The following is a 22,107-nucleotide window of genomic DNA, read 5'->3' on the forward strand; positions in this document are numbered from 1 at the left end:
TGCCCATATTTTTGTTTGAAAAGTTATCTCTGACATTTCGACCTCATTGGAGTGTATAATTTTGCTGCTTAACTTCAATATCAAAATGCTAAAACTTGGCGGCACAAAAAGAATCGCCAATTAAATATCTTAAAAAAATCTCCGTGTGCTCTGTGATCTCCGTATTAAATCTCTTAACCCTCTCCCGCCTCATTCTACAATCGCCCCACGTTGACCGTTGCTCGTGAATTGCTCGGTGCGCGTTTGGTGCGGATTCAGGATGGTGTGAAACTGGTCGGCTTGATCTCTGAGACCGAGGCGTATTTTGGTTTTGATGATCTCGCCAGTCACGCAAAGGCTGGGCGGACAATTCGCACAGACCCGATGTTTGGTGCGCCGGGACATGCTTATGTATATTTCACTTACGGCAATCATTGGATGTTAAATGCGGTGACAGAGCAGGAGGGATTTCCAGCGGCGGTTTTGATCCGTGCGATTCAGCCAATTGAGGGAATTGAGGTTATGATGGAGAGGCGCGGCGGGCGCGATACGCTCGGCCCCGGAAAGCTGACGCAGGCACTGGGAATCACCAAAAGCGAGAATTATGCCGATTTGACAGAGGCAAGCTCCAGCTTAAGAATCGAAGCGGGGATTTTCATCCCCCAAAAAAGCGTGACGATTGGCCCCCGTGTGGGTTTAAATAAAACACCAGAGCCTTGGTTATCCAAGCCCTGGCGTTTTTTAGTCAAAAATTATTGAGGAGAGTAACATGGGATTGTTGGAAGGTAAGAACGCACTTATTTTTGGTCTTGCAAATGATAAATCGATCGCGTGGGGCATTACACAGGCATTCAAGCGCGAAGGCGCGAATATTGGCATCAGCTATGCTGGTGAGGTTTTGGAGCGCCGTGTAAAACCGCTCGCCGAGCAGGTGGAATGCAAATGGGTCGAAGAATGTGACGTGACCAGCGACGAGGCGATTGCCGCTGTCGTTGAAAAAGCCACGAAGCATTTCGGAAAGATCGATATTCTGGTTCATTCAGTTGCATTTGCAGGGCGCGATGAATTGAGCCGTCCGTTTCATGAAACCAGCCGCGAAGGTTTTAAGAATGCATTGGAGATCAGCGCATTCTCACTCGTAGCATTAACACATGCATTTCTGCCGATCATGAATCCGGGCGCATCTGTTATGTGCCTTACTTATTTCGGTTCGGTAAAAGTTGTGCCCTTCTATAACGTAATGGGCGTGGCGAAAGCCGCGTTGGAGGCATCCACCCGTTATCTGGCATATGATCTTGGTCCGCAAAAGATTCGCGTCAACGCGATCTCAGCGGGACCCATCCGCACATTGGCGGCGGCGGGCGTGGGCGGCTTCCGCGATATGTATAAGCATTTTGCAGATATTGCTCCCATGCGCGAAAATGTGACCATCGAAGATGTGGGCAACTCGGCTGTCTTCCTGGCTTCTGACATGTCCACGCATATCACGGGCGAAGTCTTATATGTAGACTCTGGCTTCAACACTGTTGGGGTTCAGATCAGTGAGAAAGATGTGAAGGGCGAGTAAAGATCAGAAATTAGGAATTAGATAATTAGGAAGGGCGGGTTGCATTTTAGTGCAATACTCGCCCTTTTTGTTTTCTACGGTAAAATTGCCTTCATATGTTTAAACGTAACACCACCCCCACTGAAACCCCACAACCTGTACAAGCCGTCGAGCGCATTACTTCTGTACTTGGCTCAGGCGTGATCTGGCATGGCTCTATCAACGGCTCAGGCGGCGTCCGCATTGAAGGTGCGTTCGAAGGCGACATCGCCATGCGCGGTATGCTCGTCGTTGGCGAAACGGGGCGCGTCACCTGCCAAAACGTGCGCGCCAACACCGTCATCGTGGCGGGCGCGGTGCGCGGCAACATCACCACCCAAAAACTCGAAATCCGCGCCTCAGGCCGTGTTTGGGGAGACGTAGTCACCACCGCATTCGTGACCGAAGAAGGCGCCTTCCTGCGCGGCCAAATTCGGATGGAAGAAACGGTCGAGCTGGACCTGGAACCTGCTCCTGAATCGACACCTTCAGAGGCCGCCCAGGCAGAGTCCATCGCGCAAACGCCGATCGTTGTCCCAGACCCCACGCCGGCCATCGACGCAACGCAGAAGATCATGCGAAAGAAGAAAAGCGAACCGTAAGGGCGACCCTTTGCGAAGCAGGTCGTCCTTTTTATACATGCCCGAAAACCGGATAGGGACAAGCCCTATCCCTACGTGAAATAATATGAAATATCAAAACCTCCACATCCAAACTCAACGTGAATTCCCAAACAACGCGCGGACTCAAGGCTTCGGCTGGCTGGTCCGCGCGGGGTATTTGACTCGTGAAAATGAAATCCTGCCACTCGGCAAACAACTTATTGAACGATTACAAAATCTATCAACCAATCCTTCTTTCCTCTTTCATCTTTCCTTATCCCTCTTCCACAACGAACATGAAACCTACTTTCCACTTTCCACCGGCCCTACAGAAATTATCCACTGCGAATCCTTAAATACACAGAACGCCTCGAACTTGCCCAATTCAAGAAAACAGTTTTCTCGCAGGAAGAACAGCTTCCCGTTGAAAAGGTATTAACACCCGATTGCAACACCATTGAGTGGCTCGCAAATTTCCTGAATATTCCCAAAGAGAAAACTGCAAAAGCCTTAATGTTTACCCGCCCATCAGACAATCAGTTTATCTTCGTCGTCGTGCGCGGAGATATGACTCTGAGCGAAGCAAAACTCAAGCACGCAGTTGGTGAAGTCCGCATGGCAACAGCGGATGAAATTACAAATGCCGGAGCCGCCGCAGGATACGCATCACCTATCGGTTTGAACGCGGAACGTGCACTCATCGTCGTGGATGACCTCGTCGCACAATCACCTAATCTCGCAGCAGGCGCAAACGAGACAGGCTATCATCTGCTCAACACCAACAGCGGACGGGACTATTCCCCCGCAATCATCGCGGATTTAATCCAAGCAAAAGCGGGCGATGAATGCGCCAACTGCGGCAATCCACTTTCTGCTTTCTCTGCCCTTGAATTGGCTACACGCTCCGAATTTAATTACGAAAATATTCTGCTCGCCCTCGCCGAGACCCATCACGACGACAAGGGATTAATCTTCCCAAAGTCCGCTGGGCCGTTTGATGTATATCTTATGCATCTTACCGGCAAGCAATTGGACACCCGCGCAAAAGCCGAAGAGCTTTATAGTGAACTGCAAAACTCAGGATTCACCGTCCTGTTCGATGACCGTGATGAACGCGCCGGTGTCAAATTCAACGACGCCGATTTGATTGGCTGCACCGTCCGCATTACGGTTGGGGAAAAAGCGCTTCAAAATGGAATGGTAGAATTGAAACCGCGCAAGGAAAAAGATAATCAATCTGTTCTGCTCGCAGATTTGATTTCGCATTTGAAGAAAATTCTCGAATAACTGTGCAAAAATTCTCCCCCACCCTGTTTCAGATCATCTCCATAGATTACCTCGCACAAAACTTTTTTGTGATGATCTTCGGCGGCTGGGTAATCTACTTCATAGATGCAGTTTTTGAAGGAGAGTTTACACGCTTCCTTGTCATCTTTGCTGTAATTCTCACCGCGCTCGGATTGCTGACTTTCTTTTGGAGATACAGGCTTATCACTTTTACCTTCCTCAACGGAGTTGAAATTGAAGGAAAATCTCCAAAGTGGAACTCATCGCAAAAGACTTAATCCTCCATTACGAGTACAATTTCCACAGACAGAATTATCAATACCGCAATCGTGTAAAGAGCAACGGCCGCACGCGAACCTTGAAACCGGGGCAGCCGGTAAAACTGCTGGCATACGAGAAAACTCCGCACGTTGCTTTTATAAAAAATATCTATCTGGAAACCCTATAAAATGACTCAACCTAAAGTTCCCATGTCGTCCCCTGACCTGAATGACGCAGACCGTCAGGCTGTGATCAACGTCATCAACACGCCCATCTTAAGCATGGGTAAATACACCACCGATTTCGAGAAAACCTTCTGCGACCTGACCGGTGCGAAGCACGCCATCTCTGTCAACTCTGGCACGGCGGGACTTCACTTGTGCGTCCGCGCGGCGGGGATCGGTGCAGGGGATCTGGTCATCACCACGCCATTTTCGTTTGTGGCTTCATCGAATGCATTGTTATTTGAAAACGCGATTCCCGTCTTTGTAGATATTGACCCGAAGACCGGAAACATCAATCCTGAGTTAGTAGCCGATGCAGCGAAGAATATTGAAAAATATTTACCTCGTAAATCGAAAATCGAAAATCGAAAATTAAAAGCCATCTTACCCGTGGATGTATTTGGTCAACCCGCGGATATGGATGCAATTAATGCAGTTGCAAAAGAACATGGATTAGCCGTCATTGAAGATTCATGTGAAGCATTAGGTGCAACTTATAAAGGCAAACAGGCCGGCACCCTCGGTGACTTTGGTGTATTTGCGTTTTATCCCAACAAACAGATCACAACCGGTGAAGGCGGAGTCATTATCACCAATGACGATAAAGCCGCGCACTTCATGCGTGCCTTGCGCAATCAGGGACGTGCGCCCGGCGACACCTGGCTGCAACACACCCATCTCGGTTACAACTATCGTATTGACGAAATGTCTGCGGCAATGGGAGCTTCGCAAATGTCAAGGCTGGATGAAATCCTCTCGAAACGGGAGCGGGTAGCGGCGTGGTATGAAGCGAGACTATCTGACGTTGCGGGAGTCGAAATCCCATTCATTGAATCCTTCACGACGCGCACATCCTGGTTCGTGTATGTCATCCGCTTTGATAAAAAGATCGACCGTGATGAAATGGCAAAGAGACTCGACGCGCGCGGAATTCCCGTGCGCCCATACTTTTTACCGATCCATTTACAGCCATACATGGTTGAAAAATTTGGCGGACGCGAAGGTGATTTCCCTGTGACCGAAGACCTCGGCAAACGCGGACTCGCGATCCCATTCAGCGGCGTGATGACCGAAGAGCAGGTTGAGCTGGTCTGCAACATCATTCGCGAAGAAGTGATGAAAAGCTAAATGCAATTCATCCTTCATCCTTCATCTTTCATCTTTTCCGCATGAACATCGGACACTTCCCCCACCCAAAAGACGCGGCCTGATCATTCACGGCGTGGTCATTTTTGTGTTAACGATCATTGCCATTGTTGGGTTTGTTAACCTTACACGCTCGGAAGTGGGTCCGCAATTTTTGATCTCACTTTTGATCGCGCTGGCTTCTTTCGCGCCAATTCCATTTTTTGTGTATCGCGCATATTCATTATTAAACGCAGACTATCATCTTGACCGCGACAGCCTTGCCATCAAATGGGGCTTGCGTATCGAAGATATTCCGCTGAGTGACATTGAATTCATCCGCTCATCAGAAGATCTGACAACGCCGCTCGCATTGCCATCGCTGCCCATTCCAGGCGGATTGCTCGGTATGCGCCGTCACCCCGATCTTGGCGCGGTTGAATTTCTCGCATCAGACTCAAAAAAACTTTTACTCGTTGCAACTGCAAAACGCGTCTTTGTGATCTCACCTGAAAATCCATCAGGCCTGACTCAATCTTTTGCGCGCGCAACTGAGTTGGGAAGTTTATCGCCCGTTGAATCAAAATCTGTTTATCCATCGTTTGTAGTCACACAAGCCTGGGGAAGTGGAGTGGCGCGTTATCTTTGGTTAACCACACTCTTCCTCAACCTGGGTTTGTTTATTTGGGCCAGCCTCATCATTCCATCCACACCGATCGTGGCACTGGGTCCGCAATTTGTAGGCAGCGCGCTTGAAACCGTCCCATCATCACAACTTATTATTTTTCCCGTCGCAAGTCTTTTGCTTTCCGTGGCAGGTTGGATCGCAGGCTTATATTTTTATCGCTGGGAAAAACAACGTGTACTGGCCTTCATCGTTTGGGGCTCAAGCATGTTGATGAGTTTATTGTTTTGCTCGCAGTGCTATTCATTATCACAACTCCAGTATAAAGACGTTAAACGCGTAACGTTAAACGTCTCAGGTCTCACATGCAACTACTCCTCGGTTTCCTTCTCGCAATTCTCATCGCATATCTCGCCTATCGCGCACACAGCTTAAACAAAAGCGGAGCCATCGCCGCCACGGTCACAGGCACGATCATCTTCGGCATTGGCGGCTGGCAATGGGCAATTTTATTGCTCACATTTTTTATCACCTCCTCCGCATTAAGCCGCGCCTTCAAAAAACGCAAACAAGGTCTCGACGAAAAATTTTCGAAAGGCCACGAGCGTGACGCAGGTCAGGTCTTCGGCAACGGCGGAATTGCAACCGCATTCGCCGCGCTTCATTTTTTCTTTCCCAACGAACTCTGGCCCTGGCTCGGTTTCGCCGCCGCGCTGGCCGCAGTCAACGCCGATACATGGGCCACCGAACTCGGCGTGCTGAATCCGAATCCGCCGCGCATGATCACCAACTTAAGAAAAGTTGTGGAAAAAGGCACCTCAGGCGGAATCTCATTAACCGGCACCCTCGCATCCCTAATAGGCTCCGCCTTAATCGCATTTCTCGCATCACTCTTAACTGATAACTGGTCAATCTTCCCATTGATCACTTTCTCAGGGTTGGCTGGCTCGCTCTTTGACTCACTCCTCGGCGGAACAGTCCAAGCCATGTACTACTGCCCCACCGACAAAAGAAACCGAGAAACATCCGCTCCACACCTGCGGCACACAGACCGTCCACATCCGCGGCTGGAAGTGGCTCGATAACGACCTGGTCAATTTTTCATGCGGCGCGTTTGGGGTCGTAGTGGCGTTAATTACAGGCGTGCTATAATCACATCACCTATAGAATTGCAGTGCAAAACCATTGAAACAACAGAAGGTATTCAACGAGGTAGACCAAAAAATTTTCAACCTGAGGCCAGATATTTACAAGCCCGTTTGAATACGAAGTATAAAACTCCCATTACAAGACAGAATTTTGAGCTATTCAGATACTCTAAGACTTGCTTTAATAAACAAAGGATTATATAAATGCCCACCACAAAACCCATCCTCGTCACCGGCGCCAGCGGATTTGTCGCGCTGCACACCATTATTCAACTTTTGCAACAGGGCTACAAAGTCCGCGCTACATTGCGCACACTCTCACGCGAAGCCGAAGTCCGCGAGACAATCAGCAAACATGTTGATATAAATGACAACCTCGAGATCATCACCACAGACCTAATGCAAGACACTGGCTGGGATGAAGCAATGAAAGATGTCGATTATGTTTTGCATATTGCATCGCCCTTTCCGCTATTTGAACCGCAACATGAAGACGAGTTGATCATCCCTGCTGTGCAAGGGACTTTGCGCGTCTTACGCGCGGCGCATAAAGCCAATATTAAACGCGTGGTACAGGTTTCATCTGTTGCGGCAGTGACCGCGGGACATGTTGGCGAAAACCGCACCTTCACCGAGGATGATTGGTCCAAGGTTGAAAATAATATCGGCGCATATCAAAAAAGCAAAACCCTCGCCGAACGCGCCGCATGGGAATTTATTAACGGAGCGGAAAACACAAACAAAATGGAGATGGTCGCCATCAACCCGCCCATCATCCTTGGCCCCGTGCCAAACAAAGACTTCCCCACCTCGGCCGAAGTGGTGCGTACTTTTATGCTTGGTCAGGTTCCCGGAGTTGGGCGCATCAAAATGGACGTTGTGGATGTGCGCGATGTTGCTTCTGCGATCATCCTTGCGATGAACACTCCTGAAGCGGCAGGCAATCGATTCCTTGGGGATATAAAATTCCGCGTATTTTGTTTCCCACCTTTTTAATTAAACTCCTCGCACTCTTTGATAAAAAGATCGCGCTCGTTGCGCCCAGTCTCGGCTGGGATTATGATCTTTCCAACGAAAAAGCAAAGCGCATCCTCAAATGGACTCCGCGCTCTGTTGAGGAAGCTATTCTCTCAATGGCGAAGAGCCTGATCGAACAAGGCTTTGTATAACAATCAATTACACCCCGAGCAGAGTAGCGAATGCTCTTTGAGGAACGAAGCCAAGGTGTATATATTTTTACTTTAACCCGTCCTTCGGCTTCGCCGCAAAAACATGCGGCTCCGCTCAGGATGCAGACAATAAATATTTTGGAGCAACTATGAATTATCTACCGAATGAATCACGTTATCAATCCATGCGCTACAACCGCTCAGGCCGCAGCGGACTTAAACTTCCGGCTGTGTCACTTGGCCTGTGGCATAACTTTGGCGGAGTGGATACATTCAGCAACAGCCGCGCGATGGTCTTACGCGCTTTCGATCTCGGCATCACACATCTGGATCTGGCGAATAATTACGGTCCACCTCCCGGGTCGGCTGAGGAAACCTTTGGGCAGATCATGGCAAAGGACTTAATGCCTTATCGTGATGAACTTATCATTTCATCGAAAGCAGGCTACACCATGTGGGACGGCCCGTATGGAGATTGGGGCTCACGCAAATATCTGGTTTCCAGCCTCGATCAAAGTCTCAAGCGCATGGGGCTGCAATACGTGGACATTTTTTATCATCACCGCCCTGATCCTCAAACTCCGCTCGAGGAAACCATGCAGGCGCTGGATTACATTGTCCGCAGTGGACGGGCGCTATATGCAGGTATTTCAAATTACCCGGCGGATAAAGCCCGTGAAGCCGCAAAGATGTTACGTCAACTGGGAACGCCGTGCATTATCCATCAGCCCGCTTACAGCATGTTCAATCGCTGGGTGGAAGATGGTCTGCTCGCTGCGTTGAAAGAAGAAGGCGTTGGCTGCATTGCATTCTCCCCTCTCGCTCAGGGATTACTGACCGATAAATACCTTGGCGGCGGAATTCCCGAAGGGTCACGTGCTTCCAAAGCGCATGGCTTTCTCAAGCCTGCAAATATTACAGATGATAAATTAGCGAAAGTTCAAAAGCTAAACGAACTGGCAAAATCACGCGAGCAGACTTTGGCTCAAATGGCTTTGGCCTGGGTTCTGCGCCATGAAAATATGACTTCGGTTTTGATCGGTGCGAGCAAAGTGTCACAAATTGACGATGCTGTTGGAACTCTAAAACATCTCGATTTCACTTCGTCAGAATTGGAACAGATCGAGACCATATGTAGGCAAAGATAAAGCCAAAGCTAAGACACTAGCTTGTTTAGAAAACAAGCCGTGTTTAAACCAGACTGTTTTCTATTACTTCGCACTTTTCCTTACGCTTTACTTTATTTACCCGCGCCAGATCTTGAAATCCTTCAAATTTGAACCACCCAAAAACTCACGGACAATTGAATTGGCAGGGATCAGACTCACATCCAATGGCAGGAACCATTCGAGGAAGGCCAGTAATCTACGGGCTTCGATATATTCCGGGGTGCGGTGTGATACCTGACGCAGCAAAGGTTCAGCCAGCGCTTTCAGCGCGGACAGTTCATACACCAGCGCAGAGTTGAACATCACATCCGCGTTTTCCTGATACGGGAAGATATGCCGCTTCTCGCCGCGACGGACAGACTCCCAACGGCTGATGGTCTGCGCAGCGGAATATCCACGCTCACGCGCGTCACGCACAATGCGCCGGATGAGTCTTGTATCTGTGGTGGAGACTCTGTTGTGGCGGTCCAGGTTTATCTGTGTCAGGGCGGAGACATACACTCGAAATGCTGAATCAGCTAAACGGTTAGGAATGAGGCGGGGATTTAATCCATGAATGCCTTCGAGGATGAGCGGCTGTCCATCTTTCAATTGGATGAGATCACCCGCTTCTCTCATCCCGGTCTTGAAATTGAAATGCGGCAATTGGACTTTATCTCCGTTGAGAAGTTTTTCTATATCCTCTGCAAGACGGGCGATGTCCAACGCTTCGATGGTTTCAAAATCCGGTTGACCATTTTCATCAAGCGGGGTTTTATCGCGATCAATAAAATAATGATCAAGTTCAAGTGGAAATGGTGACACGCCCCGCGCGAGCAATTGAATTGCAAGGCGGCGCGATGAAGTTGTTTTCCCCGAAGAGGAAGGCCCCGCGATCAGAATGATGCGGGATTTTTTCAGCGCGATCTGTTGTGCAATATCTGCAACGTTTTGTTCGTGCAGCGCTTCAGAGACCAGCACGATCTCATCTGTGCGGCCTGCTTGAATGGCATCGCTTAATGCGCCCGCGCTATCAATGTTGAGTGTTCCAAGCCAATCGCCATACTGTCGAAATGCGCTGAGCAGTTTTGGGTAATCGCCCATCGGCTCCAGTGTGGTGGGCGAATGACGGCGCGGAAACTGCATCAGAAAAGCGCCGTTGATTCGCCTGAGGTCAAACCATTTTAAATAACCGGTGGATGGAACCATGTAACCGTGCATGTAATCCATCTGACCGAGAATGCTATACATGGTGAGATAGTCCTTCTGGCGATGCGCGAGCAGGCGCAGCTTATCTCCATAACCACGTTTTTTGAAATACTCCATCGCTTCCTGAATGGGGATTTCCTTGCGGATGAAGAGATGGTCTTCTTCGATCAACTTGCGCATGTGTGCTTTGAGCAGCTCAAGCTCTTTTTCTGAAAGCATCGTACGCCCAGTGACCTGACAATAAAAACCGCCTGATGAAACTGAGTGATCAATATTAAGCAATCCATCGGGGAATAATTCGGTAAAGGAGGTTTCGAGCAGAAAGACCAGGGAGCGCCGATAAATACGCGCGCCATCCGCCGTATCCATGGTGACAGGCTGACAGTGAGACTCGATCTCGATCGGGAAACTTAATTCGTGAATTTCATTGTTGATGATCGCAGCCACGATGGGCGCAGGAAAATCATCTTTAACTTTTTTCAGGAACTCCCCCACTTGTGTGCCACGCGGACCAGTTAACACGCGGCCATCAGGAAGGTGAAGTTCTACTTCGATTCCGGGTTGTGTAATTTTTATGGACATGTTTTTTTGAGTCAAAGGTTGAAGGTCGAAAGTCAGGAAGACTTTTGGCTTTCGACTTTTGACAATAATTTCTCAGGTTGATTGGCGTATTCTTCGAGCGGAATTTCTTTGTTGGTCAACGCCATAAGTGTATCGGTCAACACTTCATTGACGGGTGTTGGAATGCCGCGTGCTTTTCCTTCGCGGACTACTGCGCCGTGTAAATATTGCACTTCACTTTGACCGCGTCCTCGCGAATTGTACAGGTCAATGTGGAAGGAAGGCATCTTTGCACCGCGTCCGCTGCCTGCGGCACGGGACAGGAATGGCTTGGAAAGCCAGAGCGGCATTTTTGTAGCGAAGGCCAGCAACTTAACGGGAGTGCCGGGCAGATCGTACACATCAAGGTTTTGCGCCTTCATCACAGCCAGACATTCGCTGAGCATTTCAATTTCAAGTTTATATAATTTTTTATTGGCGAATACTTCGGCGGCGGTCATGTTGAGAATTGCAGAAGTGGGATTGGAAACGAGATTGGTCAACATCTTCGACCACTTCATGCTGTGTGGCTCGGGATATAAACGACAGTTAAGATATGCATCATCCATTGCAACGACAAGTCTTTCAGAGAGCGGATGTCCGGCTGCTATGCCCATGCCGCGCAATTTTTCGAGGATGATATCTCCCGCACCGCGCCGTCCGATGGCTGTCGTCACTGTGCCGTAGATAACCTTATCCGGACCAAGAGCCTGCGCAATGGCCTGTTCATTTTCCACGCCATTGGAGAGGCAAAGCAGCGGCGGAAGTTTCTCAGCAAAGGGCTTCATGCCTTCGAGCGCAGAAATCGTATCAAAAGATTTCAAAGCAAAGAGCGCCACGTCAAATGGACCAAACTTCAAGGCTTCTTCAAGCGACGGCTCAATTCGAAAAGAACGCGGCTCGAGCAGATAGGCATCTTTTGTCTTTCGTCTTTCGTCTTTCGTGAGATCGAGGCGTAATCCATGCTCACGCAATTCGCTGACCATCTTTGGCTGCTCTACAAAGACAACATTATGACCTGCAAGAATAAGCGAGCCGCCAAAGTATGTGCCGATGGCGCCTGCGCCGAAGATCAGGATATTTAATTTATCTGCCGTTTTTAAATTCGATATGGGTGATGATTGCAAAGTTGCCTCAAGGGAAAGGATGAAGGATGAATTACAAAGGCTGAATTATGAATTATGAAGGATGAATAAAACCTTTCTCCCAAAAAGTATAGGTATCCATTTTTCTAGACTTATTTACGCCTAATCTGTGTTCTTCCAGTGTGAATGGTCGTTCAATCTGTCAATCGTCCAGCGGTGTTGATGGGGAAAATATTTTAGTTGGGCAAAAGCCGTATTCCCAAAGCGGAAACTTGCGCCAGCCTTGTTCGCCTGCGGAGCTACGCCCAAAACTGCATGCATTACTTGATTCAATAAGCCGCCGTGAGAAACGATCAAATATCTGGCGGGTTCGCGACGAAGCAATCCATGCAAAGCCTGACCGGCACGCAGGAATAATTCCCAATCGCCTTCGCCTTTACCGCCTACAAAATCATAAGGTGTGGTGAAGATCGGCTGCGGGAATTTTTGGCGCGCTTCGGTGGGAGTCAACCCGGCGTATTCGCCGTTGTCGCGCTCCATCCAAACCGGATCGATCTCAAGAGTCAAACTCAATTCCTGCGCGATGATCTCGGCGGTTTCCCGCGCACGCAACAGCGGACTCGCAATCACAAGGTCAAATTTTGCAGAGTCTACTTTCCATCTTTCAGCCAGCGCGCGCGCCTGTGCGCGGCCGGTATCTGTCAGCGGAAAATCCGCCTGTCCCTGCCAGCGTGATTCAGCATTGCCTACCGATTCGCCGTGACGCAGCAAAGTAATATGAAAGGGTTGCGGCTTGATCTCAATCATCTTGTTTCTTCCCCTTTATTAAATAAACCGGACGACCTTTGACTTCTTGAAAAATATAACCAACATACACGCCGATGAAACCCAGCAGGATCATGATGATTCCACTGGCGATCAACATGATCGCCATCAACGAACTCCAACCATCAACAATGCGTTCTGTATTTCCGGTGAGCCACAAACTGGCGACCCAGATCATTTGCGCAGCAGCCAAAATTAAAAATGCCAGCCCCGAGCTTAATCCAATATATAACGGCGCGAGTGAAAAAGAGAAGACCGCATCCGATGCCAGGCGGATCATTTTGCCGAGTGAATATTTTGATTTCCCGGCCAGGCGCTCAGGCTCACGATACGGCAGAATAACACTGGCATATCCCATCCACGAGATCATGCCGCGCAAAAAGCGGTGATACTCATGCATTGAGCGCAAGCCATTCAACGCATCACGCGAGAGCGCGCGAAAATCCGCGGCGCCCTGCATGATCTGGGTTCCGCTAATGACATTGATCAGACGATAAAAAATATTGGAGGTGACTTTCTTAAAAGTCGCGGCGCCGCCTTCATCAATGCGCTGGGTTTGCACAATGTCATAACCCTGCTGAATCAAATTCAACATTTGCGCGATCATCTCCGGCGGATGTTGACCATCACCGTCCATCGTGATCACCACGTCGCCGGTGGCCGCGTCCATGCCGGCTGTCAGCGCGGCCTGATGCCCAAAGTTGCGGCTGAGTTGGAGCAGGGAAATGCCCGGGTCACCATCTGCTATTTTTCGGAGCGTATCCGTTGTCCCGTCGCTTGATCCGTCGTCTACATAGATGAATCGAAAATCATAGGGCAGCGCATCCACCACAGCACGAAGATGCGCGTGGGTGCGTTCCACAAGTTCCGCTTCATTGAAAATGGGAATGACAATATCGACCTGAAGTTTTTGAGTTTTTACGATTGGCTAATTTATGACATTAAAAAGATTTTACCCAGAGCCCATCAAATCCGGACCTCGCGCCTGATTCGCGACAAAAGGCCTTTTTTGCCGCTCTGACTTAAGTAAAACTAAAATCAAGAATCGCGTCGATGACCTGTTCCTGCTCGCTGCCGGTCAGCGCATTATGAAAAGGCAGACGCACCAGACGGTCGCTGATGTTTTCTGTGATCGGGCAGTCACCCGCTGTATAGCCAAAGCCCTGCCCCATAGCAGAAAGATGCAGCGGCAGATAATGGAAGACGCTATAAATTCCGCGCTCACGCAGATACATAATAAATTTCTGACGCAGATCAAGATCTGGCAGCAGCATGTAAAACATGTGATAGGCCTGCTCACAATCAGCAGGGACATGCGGCATCTGCACGCCATTTTTCTCAGTCCACTCTTTCAACGCGGACTGATACATCTGCCAAATATTTTTGCGGTGACTTTGAATCTTCTCACGCTGTTCAAATTGCGCAAATAAAAATGCCGCGAGAATATCAGAAGGAAGATAGGACGAACCAATATCAACCCAGGTGTATTTATCCACCTGGCCACGGAAGAAGCGTGAGCGGTTGGTGCCCTTCTCGCGGATAATCTCTGCGCGTTCAGCAAGGACAGGATCATTAATGAGCAGTGCACCGCCCTCGCCGCCGCTGGTGAAATTTTTGGTTTCGTGAAAACTTTGCGAAGCCATCGAGCCAAATGTGCCGAGGAATTTACCTTTGTATTTTCCGAACAAACCATGCGCATTATCTTCGACCACCGCGATATTATGCTGATTTGCAATCGCCATGATCGCATCCATTTCACAGCCTACGCCGGCATAATGCACAGGGACAATGGCCTTCGTGCGCGGAGTGAGCGCCGCTTCGAGTTTGGATTCGTCGAGATTCAATGTATCAGGCCGCACATCCACAAAGACCGGTTTTGCGCCGCGCAATACAAAGGCGTTCACCGTGGAGACAAAAGTAAAATCAGGGATGATAACTTCATCACCGGGAACAATGTCCAAAAGAATGGCAGACATTTCCAGCGCGTGCGTGCAGGATGTGGTCAGCAGGGCTTTGTTTACGCCAAGTTCGCTCTCCAAAAATGTGTGACACTTTTTGGTGAAGTCACCATCGCCGGAAATATGCCCCGACTCAATGGCCTGACGGATGTATTCATATTCGTTGCCCAGCGGAACGGGACGGTTAAAGTCAACGCGCAGTTTTTGCATGGTTAATCTTTGCGGACAATAATGGTGAAATCGTACAGACGGTAATCATGCAGCAACGCGACATTTTTTGCAAAGTTGCGTTTGCAATAATCAAAGAAGAAAAGCGGATCGCCGTAATACAGATCGGGGCGCATTCTATCGGCATCTGAATATTTGGTGAGCATATTAAAGGCCATGCCTTGCGTGGCGTGATCGTCCATCTTGTGCAGGCTGTCCACGACGATCTTTGTCCATGCTTCGTTGTCGGTATCAAGTTTCATGTTGAAGGTGCCGCTGACCACTGCGTAATCTACAAGGGGCACTTCGGTAATTTCACTCGTAAACCAGCAATCAGGGTTGTTGGGATGAGTCTCACGGCCTTTAACGACCATCGGCTCGGCAATGTCATACCCGACATAATGCAATTGATGACCGAGACGTAGCAGGTAATCGTACATGCCGCCATATCCGCTGCCGAAATCAAGCACGGAATATTTTCTACTGGCGTCAATGACCTTGGTCAACTGAAAGAAACGCGCTTCCTGTGATTCAACAGAGTTATAGTCCACGCCGCGATGGGTGGTGCCATGTGCTTCAAGTTTTTCAATGAAATAATTTTTTACCTTGCTTAGATCATCTGCGTTTGTCATGGAGTTTCCTTAAGAAATACTTTTCAGTGTGTCATCGCCCAGCATGAACATCGTGTCAAAGATCGTCACATATGGATCATAAGGCGGATACAACTGCGGATACTCGGGGTAATGATATTCGATATAAGACAAGTCTATGCCGGCGGCATCAAATTTATCCTGCTCAATGTAATCGCGGGCGGAAGGTCCGCTCAGGTAGTGGGTTGCGCCAACATGCTGAAGAATTTGGATCAGGCGGCCGGTCTTTTGTCCTTCGATGCCGGCAATCTCTGAAGAACGCATAAAGCGCGTGCGGTCAATGCCGATCTTGCGCGCGATCTCAATCGTTAACCAGATCGTAAAATCTGCCAGGAACTCGTCATGCCGCTCGTAGGCAGAATCAAGCAACGGTGCGAAAGATGCGAAGTGCGGAGTCTTTGCATAGGCAAAAGTCAACGCTTTGAGATGATTCTTCGCCCAGGGCTTGCTCCAATCAATCCGCACGTCCTTGATCGCAATGCCTTCCGTCACCCCTTTGCTGTGGACGGGAATGGTCAGCCATTGTTTGCCCTGCGCGGTCTTGATCTGATTGCGGTTGCGCCAGCCGTGTTTGTCGTATTGCACGTCATCGTAAAAAATAAAAAGGTCCGCTTTTTGGATCTGGTCAAACACGCCGCGCCACGGAATGTAGGAAGGTTGAAGGATCACAACATTCATTCGTTTTTGCGCCCGCACTTTCCTGAATGACATAAGATGGACGGTCCATGCTGCGATCAAAAATACGCGCCAGATATTCGCCGAAGATGCCAAGTGTGAACATTTGCGTGCCGCTAAATAAAGCAATGATCGAAGCCAAAATGGAAAGCCCGGCAAACTGCCAAGCGCGAGATACACATACAATACATACACAAAAACGCCGAACCCGAAGAGAGTCATAAAGAAGCCGACAAAACTTGCGAGGCGCAAAGGCAGTGTGCTGTAACCGGTGAGGATCAACAACGCGGCTTTTACCAAAGTTGTAAATCTATAATTTGAACTTTCAGCCGGAGCAATATCCACGGGCACGGATGTGAAGCGGGTTGTGCCCCATGAAAGTAAAACATCGATCGTCAGCGTGGGGCTTTGAAAATTAACAAAGGCATCGCGCAAGTCTGTGCGAAACAAACGAAAAGCCGAAATATTTTTTACAGAAGGAATGCCCATCACGTTCGCCAAAATTAATTTGATGTTGCTGGTGAGCAAATTCCGCACGAATCCCTGCGGCAATTTTTTCGGCGCGCCATACACCACATCAAAACCTTCATTCAACTTCGCAAGCAAAATCGAAATCTCTTCAGGCGGGTGCTGCAAATCCTGATCCATGGTCACAATCAATTCATATTGCGCGGCACGCACACCGCACAGCGTGGCATTGTGCTGACCATAATTGCGCATTAAACGAATCCCACGCGCAAAATCATATTTGCGCGTGAGCTTTTGGATCACATCCCAACTGTTGTCGGGACTGCCATCATTTACAAGGATGACTTCATAGGAATCAAAAAGTTTTGGCAAAGCCTGAGACAGGCGTTCAAGCAGCGGATCGAGAGTTTTCTCGCCGCGATAAACTGGTACAACCACGGAGCATTTCATACGGGCAGGATTTTACCATGCGCATCAAAGCCTAACCCCGTGCCTGTCACTCAACAAACGGAGAGTGCGCTCCACCTCGGCATTTTTCTGCTCATTCCCCCACCCGAGTGACTCGCCCAAAATATTGGCAAATTCAAAAATACGATCACGTGTTAAACGTCCCAGCATGGCGAGCATGGTGCGGCGCAGCACAAGATCATCCAGATGAATAATTTTTTCATACTGCGCGAGGAACATGATCTCACGCCGTGTAAACTCAGGCGCGGACTTAAGCGGCTCATCAGCAGCGCGATTCATAAACGTAGCCACCGCTTCGGTGCGTGAACCATAGCGCAGATACAAGACCTGCAATCTTTCCTTGTCCAGTCCAGTCCACGCGGCGAAACCATCGATCTGACGTTTCTGCTCCTCTGCATTTGTGGAGAATCCGCGTCCGCCGCCGATGGGCAGGTCACGGGTGGTTTTCTGGCGCGGCTTGCCAAGGAAGTCCAGCACCTTATCAGTCACCTGCTCCGAAAACGCGCGGAAGGAAGTCCACTTGCCGCCTACGAGGGAATAGACCGGGAAGTGCAGGTTGGTCCAGTCACCGCTCAAGACTTCGATGTGATGGTCACGGCTATATTGCCCCGTGGTCTTCGCCCCGCTGCTCCCCAGCGGACGTACGCCCGTGAAGCGGAAAACGATCTGCTCCGGCGTCACCTTGATGGACGGGAAGACACGTTCCACGAGACCGAGGAAATATTCAATTTCTTCATCGGTACAACGCGCTTCATCTGGGTTTTCGATCTTAATATCCGAAGTCCCGATCAAGACACGGTCATGCAGCGGGAAGATCAAAACGATGCGCCCGTCTTTATTCTCAAAGAAAAATTCACTGCCCCCAATCGCGGCGCGCAATTCAGGATTATCCACAACGATGTGCGAACCCTTCGTGCCGCCCACATAACGAGTGGACAATCCCAGGTTGTAATTCGCAAAATCGATCCACGGGCCAGCCGCATTGATGACGATATCCGGGGTCACTTCGTAGGTTTCGTCCGTCAGTTCATCACGCAGAACAATCGAATCCTGTCCGCCGCCCACCATGCTGACATAGTTCAACGCGCGCGCGTTGGGATTATCCGCTTCGGCATCCAACACCAATTCAAGCGCCAGCCGTTCGGGGTTGGAGATCAAACCGTCATAATAGGTTGCTGTATTTGCAATATCAGGATTCAGTTGATTCCAGCGTTTCAATGATTCAGCACGCGAGAAAAATTTATGGCGCGGCACGGTGCGCGTCTTACCGGTATAGGCATCGTACATCATCAAACCAAGTTTAATGATGACAGAACCGCGCTCCGAAGGTTTATCGAGCCAGCCCATGAATTTCAATGGGGCATTGAACAATCCCGAAAAATATTTAAACATCGGAACCGTCGTCGGCAGCGGACTGACAATATGCGGTGCGTTCTGGATCATGAGATTACGTTCCTGCACCGCTTCACGCACCAGACGAAATTCTCCGTTCTCAAGGTAACGGATACCGCCATGCGCCAGATCACGGAACGAGGATGCCGCGCATGATCAGCACGAACTTTGGGTTAAAGAATTTCGTTCGATTCATAGTTTTATCAACCGCGAATACATCCATTTTGTCTTCCGATTTGACACGCCGCCAGATCAGCCCAAAATTTAAAGGAACTGCATGCCAGTCAATAATGAATAGCCTGGGCTGAACTAAATCGAGAAACCGATGATTTTTCATCACGGAAGCTTCGTATTCGAGTTTTCTTTATATGAGATAGGAAACAATTTCAGAATTTCGTAGTTTCATTTTTTTAATGGTTGAACGTTGAGCGAGACGTTTGACGTTCAGCCCCTATAATGGCAAAGATATTATAAAGTAATTCAGCCAATGATTCCTCCTAAAGCTGAAGTTTCTACAAACCAAATCCGCGATAATTCGTGCAATCCGCGGCAAAAATCATTCAACCCAGCCAAAGGTACGTGTTACAGCCTTCTTCCAACCTGAGTATAAACCCTCTCGCAGTTTCGCATCCAACTTCGGAGTCCACTCTTTATCCTTGCCCCAATTGGCACGCAGCTCATCGTAATCCTTCCAGAAGCCAACGGCGAGACCAGCGGCATAGGCGGCGCCCAGAGCAGTTGTCTCCGCCACTTTGGGACGTACCACTGGCACATTGAGAATATCCGATTGAAATTGCATCAGCAATTCATTGAACACCATGCCGCCATCCACTTTGAGCGCGGTCAACTTGACGCCTGAGTCTGCTTCCATTGCATCCAGCACTTCGCAGGTTTGATACGCTGTCGCTTCCAGAGCGGCTCTGGCAATATGACCTTTATTAACATAGCGCGTCATGCCCAAAATTGCGCCGCGCGCATCATATTTCCAATACGGAGCATACAACCCCGAAAACGCAGGGACAAAATAAATGCCGCCGCTATCTTCCACCGTCGCAGCCAGGGTTTCAACATCAGAGGATTTCTCAATGATCCCAAGATTATCCCGCAGCCATTGGACCAATGCCCCCGCGATCGCAATCGAACCTTCCAAAGCATAGACAGCTTTTTGATTTCCAATTTTATAACCAAGCGTAGTCAACAATCCGGCTTTTGAGGGTACAGGAGATTCGCCTGTATTCATCAACATAAAACAACCCGTGCCGTATGTATTCTTCGCTTCTCCCGCGCTGTAACAAGTCTGTCCAAATAACGCTGCCTGTTGATCTCCCAAATCCCCCGCCACCGGCATCCCCCGTAGGGACAGGTCTTGTACCTGTCCGCCCCCAACCTGACCATACACCTCCGAAGAGGATTTGATCTCAGGCAGCATCGCGCGTGGAATACCCATCAATTGCAAAATCTCATCATCCCAATCGAGCGTATTCAAATTCATCAACAACGTGCGTGAGGCATTTTCGTCACATCGGTGACATGCACACCAGTTAAATTCCAAATGATCCATGAGTCGATCGTGCCAAACACCACCTCCCCACTTTCAGCTTTGGCGCGCACACCATCCACATTATCCAAAATCCACTTGATCTTTGGGCCTGAAAAATACGTCGCAAGCGGCAGACCCGTCTTTGCACGCAAACGATCCTGTCCACCTTCTTTTGCCAACTCATTACAAATAATATCCGTACGTGTATCCTGCCAGACGATCGTGTTATACACCGGCTTCCCCGTAGATTTGTCCCACACCACAGCCGTCTCACGCTGATTGGTGATCCCGATCGCCGCGATCTCACTGTCCACCGTCAACTGACCACTGTCAACTGCTTTTCTCAGCGCCCCCGCCATCACTTCCTGCACACGCGTCCAAATCTCCAACGCGTCATGCTCCACCCAACCCGGCTTCGGAAAAATTTGCTGATGTTCCTTTTGATCCACAGCAACCACATTTCCGGCATGGTCAAAAATCATAAAGCGAGTACTGGTTGTACCTTGATCGATCGCAGCGACATATTTTGGCATGATGTTTTTTCCTTGTGTTAATTGTAAAACAAAAAAGTGCTATTCAACATATACCGCTCAAAAAATCCCCGCCAAAAATGGCGGGGATTTTTTATTATCTTTAAACGGAATAGAGCGCTGAATTGGGTGTAATCATCAGCGCCTTCAAAAGGTTAGTCGAGGTCAAAACGGTCAAGGTTCATCACCTTGTTCCAGGCTGCGACAAAGTCACGCACAAACTTTTCCTTGTTGTCGTCTTGTGCGTAGACCTAAACCAGAGCGCGCAGCTGCGAGTTTGAACCGAAGACCAAATCCACTCGAGAGCCAGTCCACTTTACATCGCCGGTCTTGCGGTCATGGGCATGGAAGGTGTCGGCGGCTTCCGAAGCAGGGTGCCAGACAACACCCATGTCAACCAGATTGACAAAGAAATCGTTGGTGAGCTTGCCAGCCTGTTTGGTGAACACACCATGCTGCGCCCCGCCGATGTTGGTGTCAAGCACACGCAAGCCACCGAGGAGCACGGTCATTTCCGGGAGCGCTGAGGGTCAGCTGCTGCGCCTTGTCCACCAGCATTTCTTCAGCGGAGATAGTGAAGGTTGTTTTCTGGTAATTGCGGAAGCCGTCCGCTTCGGGTTCAAGCACGGCAAACGATTCCAGATCAGTCTGATCTTGTGAAGCGTCTGTACGGCCCGGAGTGAAAGGAACTTCCACTGCGTGACCAGCGGCATTGGCCGCCGCTTCAACTGCGGCACAACCGCCCAATACAATTAAATCAGCCAGAGAAACTTTCTTGCCATCAGACTGGGCGCTATTGAACTCTTTGCAGATACGCTCCAGAGTCTTAAAGCACCTTCGCCAGCTGCACAGGCTGATTGGCTTCAATCTCTTTTGCGGCGACAAGCGAATTCGCGCACCATTAGCACCACCGCGCTTATCAGAACCGCGGAAGGTGGAAGCCGAAGCCCAGGCGGTGGAGATCAATTCTGAGACCGACAAGCCTGAAGCTAAAATTTTCGTCTTGAGTTCGGCGATGTCCTTGGAGTCGATCAGGAGATGATCTACAGCAGGGAGCGGGTCTTGCCAGATCAAATCTTCGGCAGGGACTTCCGGCCCGAGGTAGCGGACTTTGGGACCCATATCGCGGTGGGTCAGTTTGAACCAGGCCCGGGCGAACGCGTCTGCGAAGGCTTTGGGGTCCTTGTGGAAGCGGCGCGCGATGGGCTCATAGATTGGGTCAAAGCGTAACGACAAGTCGGCGGTGGTCATCATCGGCGGGTGCTTCTTCGATGGGTCATGTGCATCGGGAATCATGTGTTCGGGTTTGCAGTTTTTCACCTGCCACTGTTGCGCGCCAGCCGGGCT

At 49.5% G+C, this 22,107-nt stretch carries 21 protein-coding genes and 2 pseudogenes; 12 read left to right on the forward strand and 11 right to left on the reverse strand.

The window, feature by feature from the left end; translation table 11 throughout:
- Positions 1-195 precede the first annotated feature (195 nt).
- The 12 genes and pseudogenes from IPL71_RS20215 to IPL71_RS20270 form a co-directional block, all read left to right on the forward strand.
- A pseudogene (locus IPL71_RS20215) lies at positions 196-738 on the forward strand (DNA-3-methyladenine glycosylase); the annotation flags it as partial.
- 10 nt (positions 739-748) lie between these two features.
- Complete coding sequence (locus IPL71_RS20220; RefSeq protein ID WP_345324756.1) at positions 749-1,546, forward strand: enoyl-ACP reductase FabI; 798 nt, start codon at positions 749-751, stop codon at positions 1,544-1,546.
- Between the two features lie 95 nt (positions 1,547-1,641).
- Positions 1,642-2,166, forward strand: a complete 525-nt coding sequence (locus IPL71_RS20225) for a bactofilin family protein (RefSeq protein WP_345324758.1) — start codon at positions 1,642-1,644, stop codon at positions 2,164-2,166.
- An 85-nt stretch (positions 2,167-2,251) separates the two neighbouring features.
- Entirely contained in the window at positions 2,252-2,605 is a 354-nt protein-coding gene (locus IPL71_RS20230) for a hypothetical protein (RefSeq protein ID WP_345324760.1), read from the forward strand.
- Complete coding sequence (locus IPL71_RS20235; protein WP_345324787.1) at positions 2,515-3,453, forward strand: proline--tRNA ligase; 939 nt, start codon at positions 2,515-2,517, stop codon at positions 3,451-3,453. The genes IPL71_RS20230 and IPL71_RS20235 overlap by 91 nt, the downstream gene beginning before the upstream one ends.
- Positions 3,454-3,455: 2 nt before the next feature.
- Positions 3,456-3,731, forward strand: a complete 276-nt coding sequence (locus IPL71_RS20240; protein WP_345324762.1) for a hypothetical protein — start codon at positions 3,456-3,458, stop codon at positions 3,729-3,731.
- A gap of 171 nt (positions 3,732-3,902) precedes the next feature.
- On the forward strand, positions 3,903-5,066 hold the full coding sequence (locus IPL71_RS20245) for a DegT/DnrJ/EryC1/StrS family aminotransferase (protein WP_345324764.1): 1,164 nt from the start codon (positions 3,903-3,905) through the stop codon (positions 5,064-5,066).
- Positions 5,067-5,172: 106 nt separating this feature from the next.
- On the forward strand, positions 5,173-6,123 hold the full coding sequence (locus IPL71_RS20250; RefSeq protein ID WP_345324766.1) for a PH domain-containing protein: 951 nt from the start codon (positions 5,173-5,175) through the stop codon (positions 6,121-6,123).
- Complete coding sequence (locus IPL71_RS20255) at positions 6,054-6,773, forward strand: DUF92 domain-containing protein (RefSeq protein ID WP_345324768.1); 720 nt, start codon at positions 6,054-6,056, stop codon at positions 6,771-6,773. The genes IPL71_RS20250 and IPL71_RS20255 overlap by 70 nt, the downstream gene beginning before the upstream one ends.
- Before the next feature lie 267 nt (positions 6,774-7,040).
- On the forward strand, positions 7,041-7,832 hold the full coding sequence (locus IPL71_RS20260; protein ID WP_345324770.1) for an NAD-dependent epimerase/dehydratase family protein: 792 nt from the start codon (positions 7,041-7,043) through the stop codon (positions 7,830-7,832).
- Complete coding sequence (locus IPL71_RS20265; protein ID WP_345324772.1) at positions 7,814-8,005, forward strand: hypothetical protein; 192 nt, start codon at positions 7,814-7,816, stop codon at positions 8,003-8,005. Before IPL71_RS20260 ends, IPL71_RS20265 begins: the two co-directional genes overlap by 19 nt.
- A gap of 149 nt (positions 8,006-8,154) precedes the next feature.
- Positions 8,155-9,153: an aldo/keto reductase gene (locus IPL71_RS20270; RefSeq protein WP_345324774.1), complete on the forward strand. Its 999-nt coding sequence runs from the start codon at positions 8,155-8,157 to the stop codon at positions 9,151-9,153.
- 96 nt (positions 9,154-9,249) lie between these two features.
- Here the strand turns inward: IPL71_RS20270 and IPL71_RS20275 are convergent, their stop codons facing one another.
- The 11 genes and pseudogenes from IPL71_RS20275 to IPL71_RS20320 form a co-directional block, all read right to left on the reverse strand.
- A complete protein-coding gene (locus tag IPL71_RS20275; RefSeq protein ID WP_345324776.1) occupies positions 9,250-10,944 on the reverse strand; it encodes a nucleoside kinase in 1,695 nt (564 codons plus the stop codon).
- 32 nt (positions 10,945-10,976) lie between these two features.
- The gene (locus tag IPL71_RS20280; RefSeq protein ID WP_345324777.1) at positions 10,977-12,089 is read right to left on the reverse strand and encodes a ketopantoate reductase family protein; all 1,113 of its coding nucleotides are present in this window, start codon (positions 12,087-12,089) and stop codon (positions 10,977-10,979) included.
- A 120-nt stretch (positions 12,090-12,209) separates the two neighbouring features.
- On the reverse strand, positions 12,210-12,854 hold the full coding sequence (locus IPL71_RS20285) for a histidine phosphatase family protein (RefSeq protein ID WP_345324779.1): 645 nt from the start codon (positions 12,852-12,854) through the stop codon (positions 12,210-12,212).
- On the reverse strand, positions 12,847-13,797 hold the full coding sequence (locus IPL71_RS20290; RefSeq protein WP_345324788.1) for a glycosyltransferase family 2 protein: 951 nt from the start codon (positions 13,795-13,797) through the stop codon (positions 12,847-12,849). The genes IPL71_RS20285 and IPL71_RS20290 overlap by 8 nt, the downstream gene beginning before the upstream one ends.
- 97 nt (positions 13,798-13,894) lie before the next feature.
- A complete protein-coding gene (gene rffA, locus IPL71_RS20295; RefSeq protein ID WP_345324781.1) occupies positions 13,895-15,040 on the reverse strand; it encodes a dTDP-4-amino-4,6-dideoxygalactose transaminase in 1,146 nt (381 codons plus the stop codon).
- Positions 15,041-15,042: 2 nt separating this feature from the next.
- Positions 15,043-15,669 carry a class I SAM-dependent methyltransferase gene (locus IPL71_RS20300; protein WP_345324783.1) on the reverse strand — a complete coding sequence of 209 codons (627 nt, stop codon included), beginning with the start codon at positions 15,667-15,669 and terminating at the stop codon, positions 15,043-15,045.
- Positions 15,670-15,678: 9 nt separating this feature from the next.
- On the reverse strand, positions 15,679-17,268 hold the full coding sequence (locus IPL71_RS20305; RefSeq protein WP_345324785.1) for a WbqC family protein: 1,590 nt from the start codon (positions 17,266-17,268) through the stop codon (positions 15,679-15,681).
- Positions 17,269-17,304: 36 nt separating this feature from the next.
- The gene (locus IPL71_RS20310; protein ID WP_345324790.1) at positions 17,305-18,819 is read right to left on the reverse strand and encodes a glycerol-3-phosphate dehydrogenase/oxidase; all 1,515 of its coding nucleotides are present in this window, start codon (positions 18,817-18,819) and stop codon (positions 17,305-17,307) included.
- Positions 18,820-19,246: 427 nt separating this feature from the next.
- Positions 19,247-20,763, reverse strand: a pseudogene (glpK, locus tag IPL71_RS20315) (glycerol kinase GlpK).
- A gap of 248 nt (positions 20,764-21,011) precedes the next feature.
- A complete protein-coding gene (locus IPL71_RS26170; RefSeq protein WP_514130825.1) occupies positions 21,012-21,266 on the reverse strand; it encodes a hypothetical protein in 255 nt (84 codons plus the stop codon).
- Positions 21,238-22,107 (reverse strand): peroxidase family protein (locus IPL71_RS20320; protein ID WP_514130826.1); only part of this gene is annotated, 870 nt, incomplete at its 5' end. The genes IPL71_RS26170 and IPL71_RS20320, both read right to left, overlap by 29 nt.

The organism is Candidatus Villigracilis proximus, assembly GCF_016717045.1.
In the GTDB taxonomy this organism is placed as follows: domain Bacteria; phylum Chloroflexota; class Anaerolineae; order Anaerolineales; family Villigracilaceae; genus Villigracilis; species Villigracilis proximus.